Origin of the sequence: Pseudodonghicola flavimaris (genome assembly GCF_030164425.1) — a bacterium.
Taxonomy (GTDB): Bacteria; Pseudomonadota; Alphaproteobacteria; order Rhodobacterales; family Rhodobacteraceae; genus Pseudodonghicola; species Pseudodonghicola flavimaris.
The window spans coordinates 73,355-98,838 of sequence record NZ_JASNJD010000001.1; the positions used below are offsets into that span (position 1 = coordinate 73,355).

General features: G+C 67.3%; 26 protein-coding genes. 14 read left to right on the forward strand and 12 right to left on the reverse strand.

All coding sequences use genetic code 11. From position 1 onward, the window contains the following. Window positions 1-76 precede the first annotated feature (76 nt). Window positions 77-742, forward strand: coding sequence for a thiamine diphosphokinase (locus tag QO033_RS00345; protein WP_284478924.1), 666 nt, complete (start codon window positions 77-79; stop codon window positions 740-742). Here the strand turns inward: QO033_RS00345 and QO033_RS00350 are convergent. The 4 genes from QO033_RS00350 to QO033_RS00365 all read right to left on the reverse strand — a co-directional run bounded on the left by QO033_RS00350 (window position 726) and on the right by QO033_RS00365 (window position 4,384). After that, on the reverse strand, window positions 726-1,649 hold the full coding sequence (locus tag QO033_RS00350; RefSeq protein ID WP_284478925.1) for a DMT family transporter: 924 nt from the start codon (window positions 1,647-1,649) through the stop codon (window positions 726-728). The two genes, QO033_RS00345 and QO033_RS00350, sit on opposite strands and share 17 nt — an antisense overlap. 159 nt (window positions 1,650-1,808) lie before the next feature. Beyond that, window positions 1,809-2,069: a YjhX family toxin gene (locus QO033_RS00355; protein WP_284478926.1), complete on the reverse strand. Its 261-nt coding sequence runs from the start codon at window positions 2,067-2,069 to the stop codon at window positions 1,809-1,811. A 249-nt stretch (window positions 2,070-2,318) separates the two neighbouring features. After that, window positions 2,319-3,692: an L-serine ammonia-lyase gene (locus tag QO033_RS00360; protein WP_284478927.1), complete on the reverse strand. Its 1,374-nt coding sequence runs from the start codon at window positions 3,690-3,692 to the stop codon at window positions 2,319-2,321. Further along, window positions 3,692-4,384, reverse strand: a complete 693-nt coding sequence (locus QO033_RS00365) for a glutathione S-transferase family protein (RefSeq protein WP_284478928.1) — start codon at window positions 4,382-4,384, stop codon at window positions 3,692-3,694. The genes QO033_RS00360 and QO033_RS00365 overlap by 1 nt, the downstream gene beginning before the upstream one ends. A gap of 175 nt (window positions 4,385-4,559) precedes the next feature. On the opposite strand from QO033_RS00365, the gene QO033_RS00370 reads away from it, so the two are divergent. Continuing rightward, the gene (locus tag QO033_RS00370) at window positions 4,560-5,705 is read left to right on the forward strand and encodes an NADH:flavin oxidoreductase/NADH oxidase (protein ID WP_284478929.1); all 1,146 of its coding nucleotides are present in this window, start codon (window positions 4,560-4,562) and stop codon (window positions 5,703-5,705) included. A gap of 70 nt (window positions 5,706-5,775) precedes the next feature. Here QO033_RS00370 and QO033_RS00375 read toward each other — a convergent pair whose 3' ends face one another. Further along, the gene (locus QO033_RS00375) at window positions 5,776-6,222 is read right to left on the reverse strand and encodes a hypothetical protein (protein WP_284478930.1); all 447 of its coding nucleotides are present in this window, start codon (window positions 6,220-6,222) and stop codon (window positions 5,776-5,778) included. A gap of 76 nt (window positions 6,223-6,298) precedes the next feature. Here QO033_RS00375 and QO033_RS00380 point away from each other — a divergent pair, with 76 nt between their 5' ends. The 7 genes from QO033_RS00380 (at window position 6,299) to QO033_RS00410 (ending at window position 12,909) form a co-directional block, all read left to right on the forward strand. Then, entirely contained in the window at window positions 6,299-6,772 is a 474-nt protein-coding gene (locus QO033_RS00380) for a MarR family winged helix-turn-helix transcriptional regulator (protein WP_321170037.1), read from the forward strand. A 61-nt stretch (window positions 6,773-6,833) separates the two neighbouring features. Then, entirely contained in the window at window positions 6,834-7,622 is a 789-nt protein-coding gene (gene rpiA, locus QO033_RS00385) for a ribose-5-phosphate isomerase RpiA (protein ID WP_284478931.1), read from the forward strand. A gap of 214 nt (window positions 7,623-7,836) precedes the next feature. Further along, window positions 7,837-8,898 (forward strand): hypothetical protein, encoded by a 1,062-nt coding sequence (locus tag QO033_RS00390; RefSeq protein WP_284478932.1) that lies wholly within the window; start codon window positions 7,837-7,839, stop codon window positions 8,896-8,898. A 308-nt stretch (window positions 8,899-9,206) separates the two neighbouring features. After that, entirely contained in the window at window positions 9,207-10,565 is a 1,359-nt protein-coding gene (gene gor, locus QO033_RS00395) for a glutathione-disulfide reductase (RefSeq protein WP_284478933.1), read from the forward strand. Between the two features lie 87 nt (window positions 10,566-10,652). Continuing rightward, window positions 10,653-11,819, forward strand: coding sequence for an FtsH protease activity modulator HflK (gene hflK / locus QO033_RS00400; protein WP_284478934.1), 1,167 nt, complete (start codon window positions 10,653-10,655; stop codon window positions 11,817-11,819). Continuing rightward, complete coding sequence (gene hflC, locus QO033_RS00405) at window positions 11,819-12,703, forward strand: protease modulator HflC (RefSeq protein WP_284478935.1); 885 nt, start codon at window positions 11,819-11,821, stop codon at window positions 12,701-12,703. The genes hflK and hflC overlap by 1 nt, the downstream gene beginning before the upstream one ends. Beyond that, window positions 12,703-12,909 (forward strand): DUF2065 domain-containing protein, encoded by a 207-nt coding sequence (locus QO033_RS00410; RefSeq protein ID WP_284478936.1) that lies wholly within the window; start codon window positions 12,703-12,705, stop codon window positions 12,907-12,909. The genes hflC and QO033_RS00410 overlap by 1 nt, the downstream gene beginning before the upstream one ends. A gap of 9 nt (window positions 12,910-12,918) precedes the next feature. On the opposite strand, the gene QO033_RS00415 is transcribed toward QO033_RS00410, so the two are convergent. Beyond that, window positions 12,919-13,530 carry a histidine phosphatase family protein gene (locus QO033_RS00415; RefSeq protein WP_284478937.1) on the reverse strand — a complete coding sequence of 204 codons (612 nt, stop codon included), beginning with the start codon at window positions 13,528-13,530 and terminating at the stop codon, window positions 12,919-12,921. Window positions 13,531-13,790: 260 nt separating this feature from the next. Here QO033_RS00415 and QO033_RS00420 point away from each other — a divergent pair, with 260 nt between their 5' ends. Continuing rightward, complete coding sequence (locus QO033_RS00420; RefSeq protein WP_407682077.1) at window positions 13,791-15,269, forward strand: DegQ family serine endoprotease; 1,479 nt, start codon at window positions 13,791-13,793, stop codon at window positions 15,267-15,269. A gap of 93 nt (window positions 15,270-15,362) precedes the next feature. Beyond that, window positions 15,363-16,001 (forward strand): glutathione S-transferase family protein, encoded by a 639-nt coding sequence (locus tag QO033_RS00425; protein ID WP_284478938.1) that lies wholly within the window; start codon window positions 15,363-15,365, stop codon window positions 15,999-16,001. A 323-nt stretch (window positions 16,002-16,324) separates the two neighbouring features. Here QO033_RS00425 and QO033_RS00430 read toward each other — a convergent pair whose 3' ends face one another. From QO033_RS00430 to QO033_RS00450, 5 genes are all read right to left on the reverse strand, one after another. Further along, entirely contained in the window at window positions 16,325-16,999 is a 675-nt protein-coding gene (locus QO033_RS00430) for a Crp/Fnr family transcriptional regulator (protein ID WP_284478939.1), read from the reverse strand. A 98-nt stretch (window positions 17,000-17,097) separates the two neighbouring features. After that, a complete protein-coding gene (locus QO033_RS00435) occupies window positions 17,098-17,709 on the reverse strand; it encodes an inner membrane-spanning protein YciB (protein ID WP_284478940.1) in 612 nt (203 codons plus the stop codon). A gap of 43 nt (window positions 17,710-17,752) precedes the next feature. Beyond that, window positions 17,753-18,655, reverse strand: coding sequence for an EamA family transporter (locus tag QO033_RS00440; RefSeq protein ID WP_284478941.1), 903 nt, complete (start codon window positions 18,653-18,655; stop codon window positions 17,753-17,755). Between the two features lie 100 nt (window positions 18,656-18,755). Then, the gene (ftsY, locus tag QO033_RS00445; protein WP_284478942.1) at window positions 18,756-20,015 is read right to left on the reverse strand and encodes a signal recognition particle-docking protein FtsY; all 1,260 of its coding nucleotides are present in this window, start codon (window positions 20,013-20,015) and stop codon (window positions 18,756-18,758) included. A 66-nt stretch (window positions 20,016-20,081) separates the two neighbouring features. Beyond that, the gene (locus QO033_RS00450) at window positions 20,082-20,741 is read right to left on the reverse strand and encodes a lysoplasmalogenase family protein (RefSeq protein ID WP_284478943.1); all 660 of its coding nucleotides are present in this window, start codon (window positions 20,739-20,741) and stop codon (window positions 20,082-20,084) included. Between the two features lie 140 nt (window positions 20,742-20,881). Between QO033_RS00450 and QO033_RS00455 the strand changes: the two genes are divergently transcribed. Both QO033_RS00455 and QO033_RS00460 read left to right on the forward strand, forming a co-directional pair. After that, entirely contained in the window at window positions 20,882-21,931 is a 1,050-nt protein-coding gene (locus QO033_RS00455; RefSeq protein ID WP_284478944.1) for an alkane 1-monooxygenase, read from the forward strand. Between the two features lie 43 nt (window positions 21,932-21,974). Beyond that, complete coding sequence (locus tag QO033_RS00460; protein ID WP_284478945.1) at window positions 21,975-22,370, forward strand: hypothetical protein; 396 nt, start codon at window positions 21,975-21,977, stop codon at window positions 22,368-22,370. A 171-nt stretch (window positions 22,371-22,541) separates the two neighbouring features. Here QO033_RS00460 and xseA read toward each other — a convergent pair whose 3' ends face one another. Continuing rightward, window positions 22,542-24,047, reverse strand: coding sequence for an exodeoxyribonuclease VII large subunit (gene xseA / locus QO033_RS00465; protein WP_284478946.1), 1,506 nt, complete (start codon window positions 24,045-24,047; stop codon window positions 22,542-22,544). Between the two features lie 87 nt (window positions 24,048-24,134). Between xseA and purD the strand changes: the two genes are divergently transcribed. Continuing rightward, a complete protein-coding gene (purD, locus tag QO033_RS00470; protein ID WP_284478947.1) occupies window positions 24,135-25,406 on the forward strand; it encodes a phosphoribosylamine--glycine ligase in 1,272 nt (423 codons plus the stop codon). Window positions 25,407-25,484 lie beyond the last annotated feature (78 nt).

Consider the following 25,484-nt stretch of genomic DNA (forward strand, 5'->3'; position numbering starts at 1 on the left):
CCCGAATCTGTGCCCATCACCGTATCATTTTGTGACCAGATTGTGATCTGTTTCCAGAAAACGCATAAATCGCCGCATGACCTCAGCCATTGTCCAATCTGAAACCCCTGTCACGCTGATCGGCGGCGGTGCGCTCGGCCCGAGCGATCTGGAGACCGCGCTGGCGCTGGCGCCGGTGCTGGTGGCCGCGGATGGCGGCGCCGATGCGGCGCTGGCGGCCGGGCGGATGCCGCAGGCGGTGATCGGCGATTTCGATTCCCTCTCGGCCCGGGCGCGGGCGGGGATCCCGGCGGATCGCCTGTTTCCCATTCGTGAACAGGAAAGCACCGATTTCGACAAGGCGCTGCGCTCGGTCGCGGCGCCCTTGGTGCTGGCGGTAGGGTTTCTGGGCGACCGGGTCGATCATCAGCTGGCAGCCTTCAACGTGCTGACCCGCCATGCCCATCGCGCCTGCATCCTGATCGGCGTGCATGAGGTGATCTTTCACGCGCCGCGCCGGCTGGTGCTGGACATGGCGGCGGGGCAGGTGGTGTCGCTGTTCCCGATGGGCCGGGTGACCGGGCGGTCCGAAGGGCTGGAGTGGCCGATCGACGGGCTGGTGCTGACCCCCGACGGGCAGATCGGCACCTCGAACCGGGCGCTGGGGCCAGTGACGCTGGAAACCGACGGGCCGGGCCTGCTGGCGATTCTGCCGCGCGACCGGCTGGAGGCGCTGATCGTGGCGCTCAGGCCGGGGTCTTGAGCGGTTTGCGCCGCGCGGCCCGTGCCATCGCATTCTCCCGCGCGACGATATAGAGGCCGGCGGCAATGGTGATGCAGATGCCCAGGCTCGCCTCGGCATTGGGCAGATCGTGAAACACGATCCAGCCGACCAGCGTCGCCACCGGGATCTCCAGATATTGCATCGGTGCCAGGGTGGAGGCCGGGGCGAAGCGCAGCGACCAGGTCATCACCAGATGCGCCGCGGTGCCGAGCAGGCCGATGGCGGCCAGCAGTGCCCATTGCGGGCCGTTGGGCAGCTGCAGGTGCAGATCGGAAAGATTCAGAAGGGTGCCGGCCAGCAGCACCGGCAGCATCATGCCGGTGGCGATCACCCCGCTCACCGCCTGCAGCGCCACCGGCTCGATATCCTTGGCGAGCTGGCGGGTCACCAGCATGAAGAGGGCAAAGATCACCGCGACCCCCAGCGGCAGCAGCGCCGGCCAGCCGACCGAGGCGAAGCTGGGCTGGATCACCAGAAGCGTACCGGCGAAGCCCACGGCGCAGGCGGCGAGGCGGCGAAAGCCGACCTCTTCCTTCAGCACGAAACGGCCGAGCATCAGCATGATGAAGGGCATCACGAAGGCGATGGCGACGGCATCGGCCAGCGGCAGGTATTTCAGCGCCGAGAACATGAAGGCGATCCCCGCCATATGCAGCAGCGTCCGCAGCGTCGTCAGCCAGACCAGGCGCGGGCTCATCCGCCAGATGCCGCCCTGCCGGATCACCAGCGGCATCAGGATCGCCGCCTGCACGGTGAAGCGGACCAGCAGCAGCTGACCCAGCGGGATATGACCGCTCAGCAGCTTGGCCACCGCGTCACCCATCGGGGCGAGCAGGCAGAAGCACAGCATCAGCAAGATGCCCAGAAGGGGACGGTCGGCTGTCATTGCGGCACGCTAGGGGGCAATGCTGTACAATGCAAGCTGTGGTTGTGATGGAATTTCGGATTGATTTTAGCCGTCAGCCGGTGGCCTGAGGCCGGAGGCGCCGGGAGGGCAGCGACGGGGCGGGCTGTTCGCCCCGTCGCCTGGTTTGGCCTGAGCGCCTCACCCCTGGTTGTCGAGCTGCGCCCGCACCGACCGGCGGCCCAGTTTCGAGATGCGATAGGGGCTGCCGGAGCGGGATTCGATCAGCCGCTTGCGTCGCAACCGGTTGAAGACGGTCAGATCGAAACCGTCGAGGATCATCCCGTCGCGGGTGACACAGGTGACGGAGGTGACTTTGGCCCCCTCCTCGCGCTCGTGCAGAATGCGGCCGCCAAGGGCCAGAACGTGCAGCGCACGTTGTTCGGGTCTTGAGATATTCATGGAAGTCCTGCGTGGCAGACGTGAAAAAACGCCCGGACGCCTCTGCGTCGGGCAGCTTTGGTTTCACGCGGCTCTCTGAGGATCAGAGAGCCTTATCACACAAGCTCTGACATCCAGTCTCCATGGGTCGAACCGCCGGCTGCGCCAGCGGCTCCGCAATCATCTAGGCAGGGGACAGGCCCGTTGCAACCGGCGGCATAGCTTTCTTCCGCATGCGGTCCCGCCGCCTGTCGCAGGCGTGGGGTGCCCTCAGCAGTTGGGGACGTTGACCGCCAGCCCGCCCAGCGAGGTTTCCTTGTAATGCTCGTGCATGTCGCGGCCGGTCTGGCGCATGGTCTCGATACAGGCGTCGAGCGGCACGAAATGCTGGCCGTCGCCCCTGAGCGCCAGGCTCGCCGCCGAGACCGCCTTGATCGCGCCCAGCCCGTTGCGTTCGATACAGGGCACCTGCACCAGCCCCTTCACCGGGTCGCAGGTCATGCCAAGGTGATGCTCCAGCGCGATTTCAGCGGCATTCTCGATCTGTTCGGGGGTGCCGCCCAGCACCGCGCAGAGCCCGGCGGCGGCCATGGCGGCGGCGGAGCCGACCTCGGCCTGGCAGCCGGCCTCGGCGCCGGAGATCGAGGCGTTGTATTTCACCAGCCCGCCGATGGCGGCGGCGGTCAGCAGAAATTCCTCCACCCGCGTGGGGCTGGCCCCCGGCACATGATCCAGCCAGTAGCGGATCACCGCCGGGACCACGCCGGCCGCGCCGTTGGTGGGGGCGGTGACCACCTGACCGCCGGCGGCGTTTTCCTCGTTCACCGCCAGGGCATAGACGCTGATCCAGTCGTTGATCACATGCGGCGCGGAGAGGTTCATGCCGCGTTCGGCCTGCAGCGCATCGTGGATCGGTTTGGCCCGGCGCCGCACCCCGAGCCCGCCGGGCAGGGTGCCGCCGGTGGTCAGGCCGCGGTCGATACAGGCGTTCATCACCTCCCAGATCCGGGCGGTGCCGGAGGCGAGCCGGTCGCGGCCGCCGCGGGAAATCTCGTTGTCGCGCTTCATCCCGGCGATCGTCTTGCCGCTGTCGCGGGCCATCTCCAGCATCTGCGCGGCGGAGTGGAAGGGGAAGGGCACGGCGGGACCGTCATCGGTATCGCGCCCCTCGGCCAGTTCCGCCTCGGTCAGGACGAAACCGCCGCCGATGGAATAATAGGTCTCCTGCAGGATCACGTCGCCCTGGGCGTCGGTCGCCATCAGGATCATCGCATTGGCATGGCCGGGCAGCTGGGTATCGTAGTCGAAGATCAGATCCCGTTTCGGATCGAACCGCAGATCGCCCAGGTCGGCGTGGGGAATGCGATGGGTCCGGTGGATCGCCTCCAGCGCCGCCTCGGCCTTGTCGTGGTCATAGCTGTCGGGGCGAAAGCCGGCCAGGCCGAGGACGGTGGCGCGATCGGTGGCATGGCCCACACCGGTGAAGGCGAGCGATCCATGCAGCGAGGCACGCAGCCCGACAACGCCGAAGGGCGCGCCGCGCACCGTCTCCAGGAACCGGGCGGCGGCCAGCATCGGCCCCATGGTATGAGAGGAGGACGGGCCGACGCCCACTTTGAACATGTCGAAGACGGAGAGGAACATCAGGTGGGCGATCCTTCTGGCGGGGTGGCCGGGCGCGGCGCGGTGAAGGGGGTGGGTCCCAGCCCCTCGGCGGCGCTGGCGGCGGCGGCGGCCGGCGTCGCTTCGATCCGGGTGGCGAGGGCGGCGAGCGCAGGATAACGGCTCAGGTCGAACCAGCCGTTGTCCTGATCGTCGGGATAGAGCGGCATCCAACGCAGCAGGCAGCACAGATAGAGCTCGGTGGCGCCGCCGGGCCAGTCGGGGGCGGCGACGGCCCGGTCCAGCATCGTGAGATGTTGCTGCAGCCGGGCGGTCAGCCCACGGCGCAGCGCCGCCTGATCCTGCGGGTCGGGGCCGATGTATTTGGCCGGGTAGAACACCATGCGCAGATCCGCATGCAGCGTGTTCGAGGTGAAGAACAGCCATTTCAGGAAGGTCCCGCGCGCCGGATCCGCGGGCGCCGGCCCCAGCCCGCCATGACGGTCCGCCAGCCACAGAAGGATCGCGGCGGTCTCGAAGATCGGGCCGTGGGCGGTCTCCAGCACCGGGATCAGCCCGCCGGGATTGAGCGCCCGATAGGCGGGGCTGTTCAGCGCGCCGTTGCGGCGGTCGATCAGGGCGGTGTCATAGGCCAGACCCAAGGTCTCCAGCGCCAGCCGGATGGCGAGCGAGGCATTGTCGGGGGCATAATGCAGGCGATAGCGCTGGGTCATGGGGCATCCTATCCGGGCGGCGGTGATCTCGGTCGCACCAAAGCGACATTTCCGATCGGAAACAAGTCACCGGTCCTGGGGGCTCGGGCGGCTCGCGGACGTTTGATTGCGGAGGCGGGATGCGCGCGCTAGCTTGCGCGCGACTCGATCCCCAGCCGACCTCCGGAGGTTTCTCTTGACCGATACGCCGCGTCTCTTCCGCCCAATCACCCTGCGCGGGATCACCGCCCGCAACCGGGTGGTGATCTCTCCGATGTGCCAATACGCCGCGCATGAGGGGCATCTGGAGGATTGGCATCTGGTCAACCTCGGCCGGTTCGCGATGGGCGGGGCCGGCATCGTGTTCACCGAGGCGACGGCGGTGCAGAAGGACGGGCGGATCACCCATGGCTGCCCCGGGCTCTGGGCCGACAGTCAGATCATCGGGCATGCCCGTGTGGCGCAATTCGCGCTGGCGCATGGGGCGATCCCGGCGGTACAGCTGGGTCATGCCGGGCGCAAGTCGGGCATGCAGCGGCCCTGGTTCGGCAATGGCCCGCTGACCGAGGCCGATTTCGCCCGTGGCGACATGCCCTGGAGGCCGGTAGGTCCCTCGGAGATTCCGGTGGCCGAGGGCTGGCCGGTGCCGCATGCGCTGACCGAAGAGGATATCGCCGCGCTGATCGCCGATTTCGTTGCCGCCACCCGCCGGGCAGGGGCCGCCGGTTACAAGATCGTCGAGGTGCACGGCGCGCATGGCTATCTGCTGCATTCCTTCCTGTCGCCGCTGTCGAACAAGCGGACCGACAGATACGGCGGCGACCGCGAGGGGCGGATGCGGCTGGCGCTGGAGGTGGCCGAGGCGGTGCGGGCGGCCTGGCCCGAGGAGCTGCCGGTGTTCTTCCGAATCTCCGCCGTCGATGGCGATCCGCAGGGGTGGACCTTGCCCGATACCGTGGAACTGGCGAAGCGGATGAAGGCGCTCGGCGTCGATGTGATGGATTGTTCCTCCTCCGGCATCGCCGGGGCGGCCACTGCCGCCGGCGGCGGCAAGCGCCAGCCGGGATTCCAGGTGCCCTTCGCCGAGGCGGTGCGGCAGGAGGCGGAGCTGTCGACCATGGCGGTCGGCCTGATCACCCATCCCGAGCAGGCCGAGGAGATCCTGGCCACCGGCAAGGCCGATCTGATCGCCATCGGCCGTGAGGCGCTGGTCGATCCGATGTGGGCGCTGCATGCGGCGCAGACCCTGGGCCACGATACCGATTACGGTACATGGCCGGCACAATCGGGCTGGTGGCTGGCGGTGCGCGACAAGACCTCGGACCTCTACCGGCCGGAGTGACCGGGCGGCCACAGGCCGGGGGGCGGCCCGTGGCGGAGACGTCGGCAGAGGCGCGGGCGCGGGCCTCTGCTCAGGCCCGGGCGCGCTGCCGTCGGGCGGCGAGCCGCAGCCCGTCGCGCATGTTCAGCGCCAGCAGCGTGATGTTGGTGGCCCCGGCCACCAATTCCAGCCCCTGCACCAGGGCGAACCGGGTATCGAACTGCCCGGCCTGCGCCTTCAGCGCCAGAAAGACCGCGCTCGGCAGCAGCACGGCGATACCATTGGCGGCGATCACCTTCATCCGCGTCATCTTGATCCCGACCTGCGGCAATCGCATGCCGCGGCCCAGCCGCGCACCGGTGGACCCGGCCAGCGCCATGGCCGGCACCATCACCAGCATGCCGTAGAGGATCGACATCTTGACCCGGGCGATCAGCTCCGGGCCGCCGAACAGTTCCGAGAGCGCGGTGGCGCTCCAGAACCCGAGGATCATCAAGAGGGCGAGGGCGCCGCTGGCGGCGTGAAGTCTGTGTGTCATGGCGGTCTCCCGACTCGTTAAATATAGCGTGCTATGTATATAAGGATTGCATAGTGTGCTATGCAAAAGATAAGCGATGGACATGACCTTTTCGAAAGACCGCTCTGCCGGCTATCTGGCCAACCACATGGCCCGGCTGTTCTTCGCCGGGCTCAGCCGGCGCATCCGACCCCTGGGGCTGGCGCCCGCGCAGTTCATGGTGCTGCTGGAGCTTTGGGAGGAAGACGGGCTGTCGCAGGCCGATCTGGTGGCGCGGCTGGATGTGGAACAGGCGACCATGGCCAATACGCTGGCGCGGATGGCACGCGACGGGCTGATCGACCGACAGCCGTCCCCGACCGACCGCCGGGCCCGGCTGATCTGTCTGACCGCGCGCGCCCGGGCCCTGCGCCCGCAGGCGATCGCCGCCGCGCAGGCGCAGAACAGCGAGGCGCTGGCAGGTCTCAGCACGGCAGAACAGGCGCAGTTCCTGGCGCTGATGAAAACGGTCATCGCCACCATGCAAAAGCGCCGCGATGCGTCCCCCGGCCCGGGCGGGGCCGCCGAATAACGCTCGCCCAACCGCGATCCATTGCCTATAACTCGGCAGACCCTAGCGCAAAGAGGCTGCCATGACCGGAGAACTGTCGCCCATCGACAAGGCCAAATTCGTCGCTGCTCGCCGGGCCGCGGATTTTGTCGAAGACGGCATGCGCGTCGGGCTGGGCACCGGCAGCACCGCCGCCTGGCTGGTGCGCTGCCTGGGCGAGATGGTGCGCGAGGACGGCCTGAAGTTCAAAGGCGTGCCGACCTCGACCCGCACGGCGGAACTGGCCCGGGATCAGGGCATCGAGGTGGTCAGCCTGGACGAGGCGCGCTGGCTCGACCTGACGATCGACGGCGCCGATGAATTCGATGGCGATCTGAACCTGATCAAGGGCGGCGGCGGCGCGCTCCTGCAGGAGAAGATCGTCGCCACCGCCTCGGACCGGATGGTGGTGATCGCCGATGTCGGCAAGCAGGTGGAGACGCTGGGTGCCTTCCCGCTGCCGGTGGAGATCGTGCCCTTCGGCTGGAGCGCCACCCAGGCGCTGATCGAGGAAACTCTGGTGTCGATGGACGTGCTCGGCCGTGACGCAACCCTGAGGATGAACGGCGAGGCGCCCTTCGTCACCGATGAGGGCAATTTCATCCTCGACCTTCACCTGCACCGCATCGGCAACCCGCGGCAGATGGCGCTGGTGCTGAACCAGATGCCCGGGGTGGTGGAAAACGGCCTGTTCATCGATATCTGCGATACCGTCGTGATCGGCTATGGCGACGGCCGCGTCGAACTGCGCGATATAAACGAGGGCACGATCGCCCACGACAGGCTGGATTTCGTGGAGAGCGAGAACCTGTTCACCGATCTGTCGGACTGACGCCCGCGCGGCGCTTGGACGACGGTGTCGGTATCGCGGCCGGCCTCTTGGGCCACCGCCGTTTCCGGGGTCATTGTCCTTGGAAACGGTCGTCTGGACTTCCGTTCTATACGAATGCATATATTTCGATCCCTCGGGGGGTATTCGCGTTCGAATTCTTGACTCAAAAGATGATTCCCGAAGAGCCTGTTTCTGGTCTTTAGGGGGTATCTCAATGTCTGCTTTTCTCAAGGGATTGTTGTTTTTGGGGGCGGTCACCGGTCTGGTGTCCTGCAGCTCGCAACCGGTCAATACGCTGGACAATATGACGATCAGCGTCGGGAACGACGGTGAAATTTCCAGACCGGTCAATTTCAATTACCCGCTTCAATCCCGGTTCCTCTCGGTCAACGGGCAGTTGCCTGTTCCTGCACCGGGCGCCTCCTGCCTCGCCAGCAGCTTTCGGGTGGCGAATTCGATCATCTGCTTCAGTAGCGATGGCAGCACTCACGTTCTGACGAGGACGTTCAAGTTCAAGAAAGCCGCAGGTGACGCTTCGGAAGAAGCGGCGATTCAAGCCGTGAAAACCGCATTGATGGAGCTGAATGTTCTGGTGGTGGAGCTCGTCGCGGCAAGAGCATCGCAGGCTGAAGCGCAGGCAAAAAGAGGCACCTCAACCGACGATCTGGAGGAGCTGGCTGTCAACGTCGCGCAGGCGAGCAATGCCGTCAAAGAAAAGGCCAATGAAGTGGCAGCGGCATTGTCCCGGAGCAACCTCTTCATCTTCCGTTGGGCGGGAAAGGCCGAGGGAAGTGGTTCCGTCAAGCTGGCCGATGTGCTTTCGGGTGGGGGGGAGGCCTCACGCTCGCAAAGCGGCATGGTCATCGTGGCAGGGCTGACCGTGTCCCAGCTTATGATCGGGGTCGATACGTTCAAAGACGATTTCAAGAATTTTCCCGATGGAACCAAAATCGCGACACTGACGATGGGCGCGCAGCATTTGTCATATTTTACGAATGCAGATATCAGTGCTGCTTTGCAGGCGCGTTTCAAGGGAACTTTGGAATCGGCGCGAAACTCCTTTTCGTCAACGACGGAGATCACTGCGCGAGCCTACGCCGCGATTGAAAAGGCGCAGGAAAACCAGGGTCTGTTTTCTGCGCCGGAGATTGAGAGAAAAGAACTGAACGACTACGAGAACGGCGCAGCGTCGCAGCAGATTTTCTACGCTACGATGACAGATATCGGCAGTCTGATGAAGAACCTGTCGAAAACCGTGGGGGCGCGTCTCGATTAGGGGCGTGATCGGGCCCGGAGGGGCTGGTCCTGCCGGGCTTGCCCTCGGGTCGGTTCTTTCACGTTGATCATCGACCGGTCCCGCGCCGGCCTGCTCTCTGGGGCGGTGCCGGCCGTGGCCTGTCGTGCAGGGACTGCCCGCCGAATGGGCTGCCGGGTCGCTGGACGCTCCGGACCGCAGGGGCTAGGGTCGCGCGGGCGCGGCAAATCGGGTTTTCGCCCGTGTGCCGGTTGGACTCTCACATCCGATGCAATACATGAGGCGTCGCTCCTGACGAGACGGGGGGCGATAGAAGAGGAAGGCAGGCGATGAGCTTTGACTACGATCTGTTCGTCATCGGGGGCGGCTCCGGTGGGGTGCGGGCCGCGCGGGTTGCGGCCGGCGATGCCGGGGCGCGTGTCGCGCTCGCCGAGGAGGATCGCTACGGCGGCACCTGCGTCATCCGCGGCTGCGTCCCGAAGAAGCTGATGGTCTTCGCCAGCGAATATTCCGGCATGGTCTCCGATGCGCAGGCCTATGGCTGGTCGATCACCCCCGGGGCGTTCGACTGGGACAAGTTCCACGGCAAGCTCGCCGCGGAGCTCGACCGGCTGGAGGGTATCTATCGCAACCTGCTGAAGAACTCCGGCGTCGAGACCTTCGACCAGCGCGCGCGGCTGGTGGATGCGCATACGGTCGAACTGGCCGACGGCAGCCGCAAGACGGCCAAGCACATCCTGATCGCCACCGGCGGCCGGCCGGTGATGCCGGATGTGCCGGGCGCCGAGCTGGGCATTTCCTCGAACGAGATTTTCCACCTGCCGGAACTGCCGAAATCGATCCTGATCGTCGGCGGCGGCTATATCGCCTGCGAATTCGCCGGCATCATGAACGGGCTCGGGGTTGAGGTGACCCAATTCTATCGCGGCGCCCAGATCCTGCGCGGCTTCGACGACGAGGCGCGCGGGCTGGTCAGCGACGAGATGCGCAAGAACGGCATCGACCTGCATTTCGGCACCAATGTGATGGAGATGGTCCGCGAGGGCGACAGCATCCGCGTCACCGCCTCGAACGGCGACGAAAAGGTCTTCGATCAGGTGATGTTTGCCACCGGCCGCAACCCCAACGCCGACGATCTGGGGCTGGAGGCCTTGGGTATCGAACGCGGCCGCAAGGGCGAGATCCTGGTCGACAAGTACAGCCAGACCTCGGTGCCGTCGGTCTATGCCATCGGCGATGTGACCGACCGGGTGAACCTGACTCCGGTGGCGATCCGCGAGGGCATGGCTTTCGTCGAAACCGTCTTCAAGGGCAATCCGACGCCGGTCGACCATGAGCTGATCCCGACCGCCATCTTCACCCAGCCGGAGATGGGCACGGTCGGCCTGTCCGAGGAGGACGCGGCCAAGCAGGAGCCGATCGAGGTCTATTCGACCAGCTTCCGGCCGATGCAGATGGGCTTTGCCGAGCGCACCGACCGGGTGCTGATGAAGCTGGTGGTCAGCAAGGCGACCCGCAAGGTTCTGGGCTGTCATATTGTCGCGCCGGGCGCCGGCGAGATGATCCAGCTGGCGGGCATCGCGGTGAAGATGGGCGCGACGAAAGAGGATTTCGACCGCACCGTCGCGGTGCACCCGACCATGGCCGAGGAAATCGTGACCATGAAGTCGCCGGTGCGCAGCGCTTGAATTCGACACAGTCGAACACAGGTTAGTGATCGATACATCTGAGTGGATAGAAAGCCGCTTCGGCGGCAGGAGAGGGGATTAACACGAATGGCGGGCAACAGCGGTGGCCCCTGGGGCGGCGGCGGGTCGTCCGGGGGCGGTGGCAACCGGGGCAATAACAACAACGGCGGCGGTGGTCGTCGTCCCGAGGATGAGGGACCGCAGATCCCGGAAATCGACGAGCTGGTGAAAAAGGGCCAGGAACAGTTGCGTGTGCTGATGGGCGGACGCGGCGGCTCTGGCGGCGGCAAGCGCGGCTCCGGCGGGCCCGGTGGCGGCGGGGCGCCGTTCTTCACCAAGGGCACCATCGGCCTGGGCGTGGCAGCGGCGGTCCTCCTCTGGGGGTGGACGAGCTTCTACACCGTGCGCCCGGAAGAACAGTCGGTCGAGCTTTTCCTCGGCAAGTTCTCCAGCATCGGTCAGCCCGGTCTGAACTTCGCGCCCTGGCCGCTGGTCACCGCAGAGGTGATTCCGGTGACCACCGAACAGCGCGAGGATATCGGCACCGGCCGTGGCCAGGACGCCGGGCTGATGCTGACCGGTGACGAGAACGTCGTCGATATCGACTTTCAGGTGATCTGGAACATCAGCGATCCGGCGAAATTCCTGTTCAACGTGCGTGATCCGCGGATGACCATCCGGGCGGTGTCGGAATCGGCGATGCGGGAAATCATCGCCCAGACCGATCTGGCGCCGATCCTGAACCGCGACCGCGGCGTGATCGCAGACCGGCTGCACGATCTGATCCAGTCGACGCTGGACAGCTATGACAGCGGCGTCAACATCGTCCGCGTCAACTTCGACAAGGCCGACCCGCCGCAGCAGGTGATCGACGCCTTCCGCGAGGTCCAGGCCGCCGAGCAGGAACGTGACCGGCTGCAGAACGTCGCCGATGCCTATGCCAACCGGGTGCTGGCCGAGGCCCGCGGTGAGGCCGCCCAGATCCTCGAAGAGGCCGAGGGCTATCGCGCGCAGGTCGTCAACGAGGCGCAGGGTGAGGCGAGCCGCTTCTCCGCCGTGCGCGAATCCTACGAGCAGGCCCCCGAGGTCACCCGCAAGCGTCTCTACATCGAAACGATGGAAAAGGTGCTGGGCGATATCGACAAGATCATCCTGGACGAAGGTGTCAGCGGGCAGGGGCAGGGCGTGGTGCCCTATCTGCCGCTGAATGAATTGCGTCGCGGTGGCAACACCGACAACGGGGAGAGCAAGTGATGCGGAAATCCACATTCATCCTGCCCGTGGTGGTCGTTCTGGTGACCCTGGGCATGTCGTCGCTGTTCATCGTCGATGAACGGGAAAAGGCGCTGGTGCTGCAGTTCGGCCGTGTCGTTTCGGTCAAGGAAGAACCCGGGCTCGCCTTCAAGATCCCGTTGATCCAGCAGGTCGTGCGCTATGACGACCGGATCCTCAGCCGCGATGTCCAGCCGCTGGAGGTGACGCCGCTCGACGATCGCCGCCTGGTGGTCGATGCCTTCGCGCGCTATCGCATCGTCGATGTGACCCGGTTCCGGCAGGCCGTCGGCGCCGGCGGCATTTCGGCGGCCGAGGCCCGGCTCGATTCGATCCTGCGGGCGAAAACGCGGGAAATCCTGGGGTCGGTCACCTCGGGCGATATCCTCAGCTCGGACCGGGCGGCGCTGATGGCACGGATCCGCAACGGCGCCGTGATCGAGGCGCAGGCGCTGGGGCTCGACATCGTCGACGTGCGGCTGAAAGCCACCGATCTGCCGTCGCAGAACCTCGCCGCCACCTTCGACCGGATGCGGGCGGAACGCGAGCGAGAGGCAACCGACGAACGGGCCCGCGGCAACGAGGCGGCACAGCGGGTCCGCGCCCAGGCCGACCGGACCAAGGTCGAACTGGTGTCGGACGCCAAGCGCGAGGCCGAGATCATCCGCGGTGAGGCCGACGCCGAGCGCAGCGGCATCTATGCCGAGGCCTTCGGCAAGGATCCGGAGTTCTTCGAGTTCTACCGGTCGCTGACCGCCTACAGCCGGTCGCTGCTGGGCAGCAATTCGTCGATGGTGATCACGCCGGACTCGGAATTCTTCAACTACCTCAAATCGCCGACCGGCGTTGCGCCCAAGGCGGAGTGATGGGGTTTGTCATCCTGGCCCTCGGGCTGGTGCTGATCGTGGAGGGGCTGGCCTGGGTGCTGGCCCCTTCGCTTATCGAACGGATGCTGGATCTGCTGCGCGATCTGCCACAGCCGGCGCGGCGGCAGATCGGCGCGCTTGCGGTGATTAGCGGCCTGATCCTGTTGTGGATCGCCGCCCGGTTCGGCGCCGTCTGTCCGGGCTGAGGCATCGCCTCAGCGCCGGGGTGCGATCGGGCGCCAGGGCTGCACTGGCTGCAGTCCGGGCAGCGAGGCAACCCAGTAATGGCCCTGAAACGGCTGATCCGCGCGGCGGCTGATCGGCTGGCTCGACAGGCTGCAGAACAGCAGGCTGCCGACCGCGCCATGCGCCACGATGGCCAGATCGCCGCGGCCATGGCCGGCGACGATCCGGTTGACGGCGGTGCGGATGCGCTGTTGCGCGTCCACCGCGCGTTCCCAGCCGCGAATGCTGTGCTCGGGGGCTTCGAAAAAGGCGGTAGCGGTGGCCTCGAATTCCTTCGGGGGCAGGAAGCCGGTGCCGCTGCGGTCGTTCTCGCCAAGGTCGACGTCGATCTGCACCCCGAGGCCGAGGCGCCCGGCGAGAATGGCGGCGGCCTCGGTTGCCTTGGTTTCCGCGCTCGACCAGACCGCAGTTACCTCGGCCACGGCCAGGCTTTCGGCGAACCGCTCCATACGCGCGCGCCCCCGGTCGCTGAGACGCCAGCGCCGGACATCGATCTGCGGATCGACAACCACCTCGGGGTGGGTGATGAAGATCAGGTGCCCCATGAGGACGAGCATGGCACGACGGTGACGTATCGTCATGTGCAATCGCGCGGCATCGCGTGGCATCGTGCAGCGGCGACAGAACCCGGGTCTGGCGGGGGCCATCCGCGGTCCTCCGCCGACAGGGCCTGATCCTTCTGTCAAGCGTTGTCACGGTCGTTTCACAAGCCGTTGAAAACGTGCAACACTCGTTGCAGGGGCAGGAAGAGCGCTTACATTTCGGCCCGGGTAGGAAAGCCTTGGGTCCGCGTGCGGGGCGGGGTTTCCGGTTCATTCTGGCTTTGACAAGGAGGCAACCAGTGCAGCCACAGGCAATCACTTTTCCAAACGGGCAGGCCGGCCCGATCGTCCGATTCCGGGCCGTCTGGCTGACCGTTCTGGCCACCGTTCTGGTGCTGGCGCAGGCCGCGCTGGCGCAGGCGCGGCCGGAGAGCCTTGCGCCGCTGGCCGAAAAGGTCAGCCCCGCCGTGGTGAACATCACCACCACCACCCTGGTCGAGGGCCGCACCGGCCCGCAGGGCATCGTCCCCGAAGGCTCCCCTTTCGAGGATTTCTTCAAGGAGTTCCAGGACCGCAACCGCGGTGACAAGGATCGCCCGCGCCGCTCCACCGCGCTCGGCTCGGGCTTCGTGATCTCTGAGGACGGCTATGTCGTCACCAACAACCACGTCATCGACGGCGCCGATGAAATTCGCATTGAATTCTTCGATGGCGACGAGATGGACGCCAAGGTGGTCGGCACCGATCCGAAGACGGATATCGCGCTGCTGAAGGTCGAGGCCAGCCAGCCGCTGCCCTTCGTGAGCTTCGGCGACAGCGATACCGCCCGTGTCGGCGACTGGGTGATGGCGATGGGCAACCCGCTGGGGCAGGGCTTCTCGGTCTCCGCTGGCATCGTGTCGGCCCGCAACCGGGCGCTGTCGGGCACCTATGACGACTACATCCAGACCGATGCCGCCATCAACCGCGGCAACTCCGGCGGGCCGCTGTTCAACATGGAGGGTGAGGTCATCGGTGTGAACACCGCGATCCTGTCGCCCAACGGCGGGTCGATCGGCATCGGCTTCTCGATGGCCTCCAACGTGGTCAGCAAGGTGGTCGATCAGCTGAAGGAATTCGGCGAAACCCGTCGCGGCTGGCTGGGCGTGCGCATCCAGGACGTGACCGAGGATGTCGCCGATGCCATCGGTCTGACCAAGCCCGAGGGCGCGCTGGTGACCGATGTGCCCGAGGGCCCCGCCAAGGAGGCAGGCCTGGAACAGCGCGACGTGATCATGAGCTTTGACGGCACCGAGGTGAAGGACACCCGGGAACTGGTCAAGCTGGTGGGCAACAGCGCCGTCGGCAAGACCGTGCGGGTCGTGGTCTTCCGTGACGGTGGCACCAAGACGCTGCTGGTGACGCTGGGCCGCCGCGAGGATGCCGAACGCACCGTGCCGGCCGCCATGAAAGGCGAAGAGGCCGCTCCGGAGCAGAAAGACATCCTCGGCATGACGCTGAGCGCCCCGACTGACGACATGCGCCAGGAACTGGGCCTGCCCGAGGGCATCGAGGGGCTGGTGGTCACCGATGTCGATCAGGCGTCGCAGGCCTTTGAAAAGGGGCTGCGCGCCGGTGACCTGATCACCGAGGCGGGCCAGCAGAAGGTGACCTCGGTCGCCGATCTGAACGCCCGCGTCGCCGAGGCGAAGGAGGCTGGGCGCAAGTCGCTGCTGCTCCTGATCCGTCGCGGCGGCGACCCGCGGTTCGTGGCGCTGAGCCTCGATGACAGCGAATAAGCGTCGTTGCAGAGACTTGAGAAGGCCGGGCATGATGCCCGGCCTTTTCGGTTGTGGCGCGACCGCGCCGGATCAGGAGGGGACGGACAGAAAATGCTGACAGTCTGGGGGCGCAGGACCTCTTCCAACGTGCAGGCGGTGATGTGGTGCATCGGCGAACTGGGGCTGCCCTGTCGCCGTCACGATGTCGGTCACCGCTTCGGTGGCACCGATACCGCCGAATTCATCGCGATGAATCCCAATCGCACGGTGCCTGTGCTGCAGGATGGCGGCAACCCGCCGCTATGGGAATCCGGCGCGATCCTGCGCTATCTCGCCAGCCGCTACGGCAAGGGGCCGTTCTGGCCGGAGGCGCTGCTGCCCCGGACCGAGGTCGACCGCTGGGCGGAATGGGCCAAGATCAACGTTGCCATGGGCTTCACCGGGCCGGTCTTCGGGCGCCTGGTGCGCACCCCGGCCGGGCGGCGTGACGGGGCGGCGATCGCGCGGGCGGTGGCGGCGCTGGAGCGCAAGCTGGCGATTGCCGAGGCGCAGATCGGGGCAGAGGGGTTCTTGGCCGGGCCGGAGTTCACCCTGGCCGACATCCAGTTCGGCCATGTGCTCTATCGCTATTACGACATCGACATCGCCCGCGCGGAGCTGCCGCATCTGGCGGCCTATTATGCCCGGCTGACCGGGCGCCCGGCCTATCGCGAGCATGTGATGCTGTCCTATGACGAGCTGCGCGCCTGAGCGCCGGCGCAACCTGACGCCCCCGAAAAAGCGAGCCATGTGCCCAGGGACACATGGCTCTAACAAGACCGGCCCGGTACGGTACGGGATGGTGGACCGGCCTCTCGGGGTACGTTTCCCCGGGAAGCGCGCCCGCCGTGGGGGCAGCGAGCACTTCCGCGGCCAGTTCTAGGGCTCTGCGCGGAAACACTCTGTAATCCAGTTCACAAGTGTACAGTTTTTCGCAACAAATCCCGCTTTCCGGCGCAAGGAAATGTCGTGCCGGATCGGGGAGGAGGAGGAGGGGAGGGCGCGCCGGGCAGGGCCGCGGGCGCTGATCCCGCTCAGATGGCGTCAGGGTCGGCCAGGGTCCGCAGGGTGATGCGATCCTCGATCACCAGCCCGCCGCGCCCGGCGGTGATGACCCCGGATTTCTTCCAGGCCGAGAGGGTTTTCGACACCGCCTCGCGGGTGGCGCCGACGAATTCCGCCAGCTCCGCCTGCGATAGGGCCAGAGCGGCGCCGTCGCCGCCGGAAACTTCGGTCAGATGCAGCAGCTTGCGGGCCAGCCGGGTCGGCAGCGGCAGGAACACCTGTTCATTCAAAAGCCGCCCCATCCAGCGCATCCGCTGGCCGGCGAGATGAATCAGATCCTCGGCCAGATCGGGATTGCGGCGGATATTGTCCAGCACGTCGTCATGGCGCACCCGCAGCAGCCGGCACTGCATCAGCGCCGTCACCGTCGCGGTGCGCGGACCGGGATCGAACAGGGTGATCTCTCCGAAAACCGCGCCGGGGCCCATCATGTCCAGCGACAGCTTGCGCCCGTCCGCCGCCAGGATGGAGAATTCGAGCTGCCCTTCGATGATCGCATAGAGGGAATCGCCCGGCTCTCCCTGTTCGAACAGCACCTCTCCCGGTTGCAGCGCCAGGTCGACGGCCTGTGCCGCCAGCATCCGTTTCAGATCGTCCGAGGCGGCGGACAGAAAGCCGCTCTCGGGCAGGGGGATGACGGTCATGGCCAGCTCCTTCGGAGACGATGCAGGGAAAAGCCCCGCGTTTTCCAAAGGGTATCAGAGGTTTCCGCAAGGACAAGTCCGGGCGGCGGCGCGGTGGATCAAAGATCGCGGTCGGCCGGGTCGATCAGGTATTTTTGCAACGCCATCACCTGCCACCAGAGGTAGAGAAACAGCAGGATGGGAAATCCGAAGGTCTCGATCTTGACCCAGAGATCGGTCGACATCGTGCGCCACACCAGTTCGTTGGCACCGGCCAGAACAGTGAAGCCCAGACAGAGCCGCCGGGTGAGAATCATCCAGCCGGTCTCTTCCATCGGCAGCATCTCGTTCAGCACATAGGCGAGATAGGAGCGGCCCTGCAGCAGCCCGGTGCCGAGGATGGCGGCGAAGAACCCGTAGACGATGGTGGTCTTCATCTTGAAGAACCGTTCGTCGTTGAACCAGGCGGTCAGTGCCCCGAAGAAGATCACCACGAAGGCCGTGAAGATCTGCAGCCGGCTGAGCTGTCCGGTCAGCTTCCACAGGATGCCGATGGAGACCAGCAGCACCGGCACGAAGAGCACGGTGGCGATGATGAAGCCGGAATATTCGGTGCCGCCGATGTCGAAGCTCTGTTCCTTCAGCTTCATGTAGAGCAGGAAGAAGATCACCGTCGGGCCCAGTTCCAGCACCTGCCGCAGGATCGGGTTCACGTCTTTTTTCTCGCTCATCTCTCTCTCGTCGCCTGTTTGCGTTCTGCCGGGGGCGGCAGGGTCAGCTGCCCAGTTCCACTATCACCGCGCCGAGCGCGATCAAAGACATCAGCGCGATGCGCCGCGGTCCGACGGTTTCCTTCAGCACCAGCCAGCCGATCAGCGCGGCAAAGACGGTGGAAGTCTCGCGCAGCACCGCCGCCTCGCCGACCTTGTCGAGCCGGGTCGCCAGCATGATGGCCCCGAAGCTGAAGAAGGCCACGATGCCGCCGGAAAAGCCGCGCAGCGCCAGGGGCGCCAGCGCCGGCCGCTCTGCCATGGTCCTATAGCGCAGCAGCGCGATCACCGGCATCACGATGCCGTCAAAGGTGAAGAACCAGGCCAGAAAGGTGAAGGGATCGGCGGTGGAGCGGATGCCATAGGCGTCATAGGTGGTGTAGAGCGCCACGAAGAGCCCGGTCGCCACCGCCAGCAGCAGCGCCGGAACCAGCGTGTCGCGGGCAGTCTGCAGATAGATCAGGTTGTAGAGCGCCAGGCCGAAGATCCCGGCCAGCAGCACCGCCACCCCGAGCCATTGCACCGCCGTGAAATGCTCGCCGAAGAGCAGGCCGGCGCCGATCACCGCGAAGAGCGGCCCGGTGCCGCGCACCACCGGGTAGACCACGGTATAGGCACCCTTGGTATAGGCCAGCGCCTGCAGCAGCTTGTAGATCACGTGGATCACCCAGGCGCCGGCGAAGATCGGCCACATATGCGGCTCGGGCCAGGGCACGACGAAGAGCGCGAAGGGCGCGGCCATGACGAAATAGGCCCCGTCGATGGCGCCGCGGCTGAGCCAGGGATCGTGCCGCCCCTTCTGCAGCGCGCCGAAGACCGCATGCAGGAAGGCCGCCAGCACGGCGAGGAAGAGCGCGGCGGTATGGCCGGCCTCGGTGCCTTCGAGAGACAGGAGAAACTGGCTCATGGCGCCGCCGGATCAGACTGCCGGCCGGCGGTGTGGCGGCGGGGAGGGTGGGACATCCGAGTATTTGGGCAGAGAAGAAGCCAGGGGCGCATTGCCAGGCTCACCCGCGGTCGAGCCCGGTCAGGGCGGCGGCGAAATCGGCGGGGTCGAAGGGAGCGAGATCGTCGATCTGTTCGCCCACCCCGATGGCATGGATCGGCAGGCCGAACTTGTCCGCCAGCGCCACCAGCACGCCGCCCTTGGCGGTGCCGTCGAGCTTGGTCATCACCAGCCCCGAGACATCGGAGATCTTCTTGAAGGTTTCCACCTGGTTCAGCGCGTTCTGCCCGGTGGTGGCATCCAGCACCAGCAGCGTGTTGTGCGGCGCGGTTTCGTCCTTCTTGCGGATGACGCGGACGATCTTGGCCAGTTCCTCCATCAGGTCGGCGCGGTTCTGCAGCCGGCCGGCGGTGTCGATCATCAGCAGATCGGCGCCGTCTTCCTGCGCCCGGGTCATAGCATCGAAGGCGAGCGAGGCGGGGTCAGATCCCTCGGGCGCGGTCAGCACCGGCACCCCGGCGCGGTCGCCCCAGACCTGCAGTTGTTCGACGGCCGCGGCACGGAAGGTATCGCCGGCGGCGATCACCACCGACTTGCCGGCGGCCTTGAACTGGCTGGCGAGCTTGCCGATCGTGGTGGTCTTGCCGGAGCCGTTGACGCCGACGACCAGTACCACCTGCGGCCGTTTCGGATAGATCGGCAGCGGCCGCGCCACCGGTTCCATGACGCGGGTGATCTCGGCGGCGAGCAGCTTCTTGATCTCCTCGGTGGAGACCTTCCGGCCGTATCGCCCCTCGGCCAGGTTGGCGGTGATCCTGAGTGCGGTATCGACGCCCATGTCCGAGGCGATCAGCAGCTCTTCGAGCTGTTCGAGCATGTCGTCGTCCAGCACCCGGCGGGTGACGCTGCGCGCGGGCGCGCCACGGCCGAGCAGACGGCCGAAGAAGCCGGGGCCGGTTTCGGCGGGGGGCGCGTCGCCCGGCACTTCGGTCAGCGGGCTGTCGGGCAGCTCGACCGGCGTCGGGGCCGGGGGTTCCGCCGGCGGCGCGACCGGGGCCTCCGCCGGGATCCCGGCCGGGACTTCCGTTGGGGTGGGCGCCGGGGTCGGGGCGGGTGTCGGTTCGACCTCCGGCACCGGGGCTGGCTCGAGGGGCGGCTCGGGCTCGGGGGTCGGTTCAGGTGCGGGGGCAGGCTCCGGCGCGGTCGGTTCCTCGATCAGCGGCTCTTCCTCGCCGCCCTCCTCGACAATGGCGTCGAGCCCTTCCTCCAGTTTGGAGGAGGATTTGAACAGCCGATCCTTGAGTTTCGAGAAAAACGCCATGCTGGTCTCCGCGCAGTCTTCCCCCCACCTAATGCGGAATGGGGCGGGTTGCAAAGGGCGAGGAGCTCAGCCGGGGAGGAATGCGGCCAGAAAACCGGCCTGGGCGGCCCAGTACAGCGGCCAGATCGCATAGGGCGCCCAACGGCGGCCGGGATGGTCGGGCGACATCAGGAAAACCTCTGCCGCCAGGATCGTGTCGGAGAGCAGAAAGGCCAGCGCCGCCGGCAGTACCAGCGTCAGCCTGCCATCGCCCGGCAGGCTGAGCGCGGCCGCCGTCATCGTCAGGATGACCGGGATATAGACCGCCACCAGCGCCCGCAGGCCGCCGGCCCTCGGCAGCAGGATCGCCGCCAGCCCGAGGCCGAGGGCCGCGAGCGCGATCAGCGCGGCGACCCGCTCTGGCTGGGCCAGCAGCGCCGGCGCGGCGGCAGGATGGCCGAGAAACAGCGCGACATAGCTCAGATGGCCGGCGGCGAAGGCCAGCCCGCCCAGGAGGAAGGCGCGGTCTCCCGGGCGCGACAGGGCGAGGTCCCCCAGCGTGCAGAGCGTCAGCGCCAGGATCAGCAGCGCCGGCGCACCGGAGAGCGCGGCCAACAGCGCCAGCGGCGCCACAGCCAGCGTCTTGATCGCCGAACGCAGCGCATTCGGTGGCCGGGCGGTCAGCGCCAGATAGGCGATGGCCGAGAGCAGGGCGACAAGTGCCGGGGCGAGGCTGAGGGTGGACATCGGAAGCTCCGGACAGGGGCGGGGGTTGGGGGGCGACGAGGTGAGGGTCGGGGCAACATGGCGCATTTGACACCGGCCCGCCAGCGGCAGAAGCTGCCGCTGCCCGCGCGGGGCTGCCGCGCCGCTTCGGGACCGCCCGCATGCTCCGCTTCGTCGTCGCCACGCTGACCCCTGTCGCGCTGATCGCGCTCGCCTGCCTGTCGGGCGGACCCTGGCCGGCGCTCAGCCTGATCTACATGACCGTTTTCGTGGCACTGGCCGACCGGCTGGGGCCGGAGGCGCTGCCGGAGCTGCCCGAGGCGGGCGCGGCGGCCAACCGGCTGTCGGTGCTGCTGGGGGGGCTGCACTTTGCGCTTCTGGCGCTGGGGGTCTGGGCGGTTGGTGGCGCCTCGGGGCTGGCACCGGCGGCGCGTGTTCTGACCGGGCTGGCGCTGGGGATGTTCCTGGGCCAGGTATCGCATCCCAACGCGCATGAGCTGATCCACCGCAGTCCACGCGGGCTGCGGCGGCTGGGCACGGCGGTCTATGTCTCGATGCTCTTCGGGCAGCATGCCTCGGCCCATCCGAAGGTGCATCACATCCATGTCGCCACGGCGCGCGACCCGAATTCGGCGCGGATGGGGGAAAGCGTCTACCGGTTCTTTCCGCGCGCCTGGATCGGGTCCTTCGTCCAGGGGATGCGGGCGGAGACGGCGGCGCGGCAGCGGGCCGGGGCGCGGGCGCGCGGGCCGCATCCCTATGTCGTCTATGTCGCCGGCGGGGCGCTGACGTTGGGGTTGGCCTGGACGCTGGCAGGGGGCGGTGGCGTTGTGGCGCTGCTGCTCCTCTGTCTCTATGCGCAGATGCAGTTGCTGCTTGCCGATTACGTGCAACACTACGGGCTGCGACGGCGGATCGGGGCGGAGGGGCGGGCAGAGCCGGCGGGGCCGCAGCATTCCTGGAATGCGCCGCAATGGTATTCCTCGGCGCTGATGCTGAACGCGCCGCGCCATTCCGATCATCACCAGCATCCCACCCGGGTCTATCCGGAATTGCGGCTGGATCCGGCGCGGATGCCGATCCTGCCACGGTCGATGCCGGTGATGGCGGCGGTGGCGCTGGTGCCGCCGCTGTGGCGGCGGATGATGGATCGCCGCGCCCGTGCCTGGGCGATGGGCAAAGCGCCGCCGCCGCGCGGCGGGCGGGGCTGATCGGGCGTTGGCAAGCGCGGCGCCGATCTGCCAGAGTCGCCCCATGCGCATCTCCCTGCTGATTCCCCTCTGCCTTCTGGCCGCGCCGGTGCTGGCCCAGTCGCCGATGACGGCGGAAGAATTCGACCGCTACACCCGTGGCAAGACCCTGTTCTACGGCCAGGCCGGCGCCGCCTACGGCGTGGAACGCTATCTCGAGGGGCGCCGGGTGATCTGGTCCTTCCTCGACGGCAATTGCAAATATGGCCAATGGTATGAGGAGGCGGGGCAGATCTGCTTCGTCTACGAAGACCGGCTCGATCCACAATGCTGGACCTTCTCGCAGGGCCAGAACGGCCTGATCGCCCGTTTCGAGAACGATCCGCAGGCGACCGAGCTTTACGAGGCCGAGGACATCGGGGAAGAGATGATCTGCAAGGGGCCCGAGGTCGGCGTCTGAGAGGGAGGGGGCGCTGCCCGCAAGGGCCTGCAGTCGTTCCCCCGGGATATTTTCAGCCAGAAAGAGACGGCTGCCACGGGACTGCAATGGCGCGCGGCCAGACTTCTTTCCCGGCTTCTTCTCTGTCGCAAATACTCCCGCCGGAGGCAGGGCGCGCAGCGGCCTTTGCGGTCAGAACAGGGAGCCCTGTTCGGGCGGCGGGGTCTTTGGCCGGCCGGCCTTGCGCGGCGCTGCGGGGGCGTCCGGCTCGCTGCCGCCCTCGGGCAGGGCGCGGACCCGGCCATCGTGGAATTCGATCTCCAGGGCGGCGGCGGTCCGGGCGGCGGTGGCGCCGGTGATCAGCTGGTCGCCGGCCCGCACCACCGCATAGCCGCGCTCCAGCGTCGCCTTGTAGGACAGGGTTTCGCGCAGCCGGTCCGTCGCCTCCAGCTGGCGGCGCAGCCGGTCGAGCCGTGTGCCCTGCGCCGCGTCGAGCCGTTGCGACAGCGTCGCGATCCGGTCGCGACCCCGGGCGATTTCGCGGCTGAGCGGCATCAGGCTGAGCCGCGCCGCGGCCAGCCGGTCGCGGCGACGGGCGAGCAGCGCGCGCAGCGCCGAGGGACGCAGCCCGCCGGCGGTTTCGGACAGCTGCACCCGGCGCCGCTGCACCCCGTGGGTCAGCGCCTGCGGCAGCCGGTCGGCCAGCCAGTCGAGCCGCTGGCGCGGGCTGTCGAGCAGCGCCTCGCCGCGGGGCAGGGCGCGGCCGAGATCGCCGAGCCGCTGGCGCCGTTGCGTGATCCCGAGCGTCGCCGCGCGGGAGAGCCGGGCGCCCATGCCGTCGGCCCAGGCCATCAGTTCCAGCCGCACCGGCACCGCCAGTTCGGCCGCTGCCGTCGGCGTCGGCGCCCGCATGTCGGCGACATAGTCGATCAGCGTGGTGTCGGTCTCATGGCCCACGGCGGAGATCAGCGGGATGTCGGAGGCCGCCGCCGCGCGGGCGACGATCTCTTCGTTGAAGCCCCAGAGATCCTCGACCGAGCCACCGCCGCGGGCGACGATGATCAGATCGGGGCGCGGCAGGGCGCCGCCGGGGGTGAGCCGGTTGAAGCCGGCGATGGCCCGGGCGACCTCGGGGGCGCAATTGGCGCCCTGGACCGCCACCGGCCAGATCAGCACCTTGCGCGGGAAACGGTCGCGCAGCCGGTGCAGGATATCGCGGATCACCGCACCGGAGGGCGAGGTGACGACGCCGACGATCCCGGGCAGATAGGGCAGGGGCTTCTTGCGCTCGGGCGCGAACAGCCCCTCGGCGGCGAGCTGTTTCTTGCGTTGCTCCAGGAGCGCCATCAGCGCGCCCTGGCCCGCCACCGCCACCTCATCGACGTTGAGGTTGTATTTCGACTGGCCGCCGAAAGCGGTGAGCCGGCCGGTGACGACGACTTCCATCCCCTCTTCCGGCACGACGGAGAGCGCCGCGACCTGGCCTTTCCAGGTGGTGCAGGCCAGCACGTTGCGATCGTCCTTGATGTCGAAATAGAGATGCCCGGAGCGGGCGCGGAACACCCGGCCGACCTCGCCCTTCACCCGGACCCGGCCGAAGGCGCCCTCGAGCGTGCGTTTGATCTCGCCCGAGATCTCGGACACGCTGAATTCCGGCAGGTTCTGTCCCGGGGTCGGATCGTCGAGGAGGTCGGACATCGGAGGTTACCTTGTTCCTTGTTCTGGCGCGCTGCCCAGAATAGAACGCGCCGCAGGCAAGGCCAAGCAGATCGGAGACCAAGCGCGATGAACATCCTTATCCTCGGCGGCGGCGGGCGTGAACATGCGCTGGCCTGGGCGGTGCTGCAGAACCCCAAATGCGACCGGCTGATCGTGGCGCCGGGCAATGCCGGGATCGCCCGGATCGCCGAATGTGCCAGTTTCGATATCGAGAACGGCGCGGCGACGGTGGCCTTCGTCGAGGAAAACGCGATCGATTTCGTCATCGTCGGCCCGGAGGCGCCGCTGGCCGCCGGGGTTGCCGACCGCTTGCGCGATGCCGGCGTTCTGGTTTTCGGTCCGAGCCTGGAGGCGGCGCGGCTGGAGGCCTCCAAGGGCTTCACCAAGGAAATCTGCGATGCGGCGGGCGCCCCCACCGCCGGCTATGCCCGTTTCACCGAAGCGGCGCCGGCCAAGGAGTACATCCGGGCCGAGGGCGCGCCGATCGTGGTCAAGGCCGACGGGCTGGCCGCCGGCAAGGGCGTGATCGTGGCGATGGATGTCGACACCGCGCTGGCCGCCATCGACGACATGTTCGGCGGCGAATTCGGGGCCGCCGGCGCCGAGGTGGTGATCGAGGAATTCATGGAGGGCGAAGAGGCGTCCTTCTTCGTGCTCTGCGACGGGGAAACCGTGCTGCCGATCGGCACTGCCCAGGATCACAAGCGGGTGGGCGAGGGCGATACCGGCCCCAATACCGGCGGTATGGGCGCCTATTCGCCGGCGCCGGTGATGACCGATGCAGTGACCGAGAAGGCGCTGGAAGAGATCGTCAAGCCCACCATGGCGGAGATGGCCCGGCGCGGCGCCCCCTATCAGGGCGTTCTCTATGTCGGGCTGATGATCAAGGACGGCCAGCCGCGGCTGGTGGAATACAACGTGCGCTTCGGCGACCCCGAATGCCAGGTGCTGATGATGCGGCTGGGGGCCCAGGCGCTGGACCTGATGCAGGCGGCGGCCGAGGGCCGGCTGGCCGGGATGCGGGTCAACTGGGCCGAGGATCATGCGATGACGGTGGTGCTGGCGGCGCGCGGCTATCCCGGTGCCTATGAGAAGGGCAGCGAGATTCGCGGGCTCGACAGCCTGCCGGAGACCAGTGAGGAGATGTGCTTTCACGCCGGCACGGTGGAGAAGGACGGCCGCATCCTGGCCAATGGCGGACGGGTCCTGAATGTCACTGCCCGGGGCGACAGCCTGGCCGCGGCGCGCGCCCGGGCCTATGCCATGGCGGATGCGATCGACTGGCCCGAGGGGTTCTATCGGCGCGACATCGGCTGGCGGGCGCTCGGGGAGGTCTGAGCGCAGCGGGGGCGCTGCCCCCCGGCCTGCGGCCGTCCCCCGGGATATTTGGGACCAGGTCGAAGCTGGCGACGGATC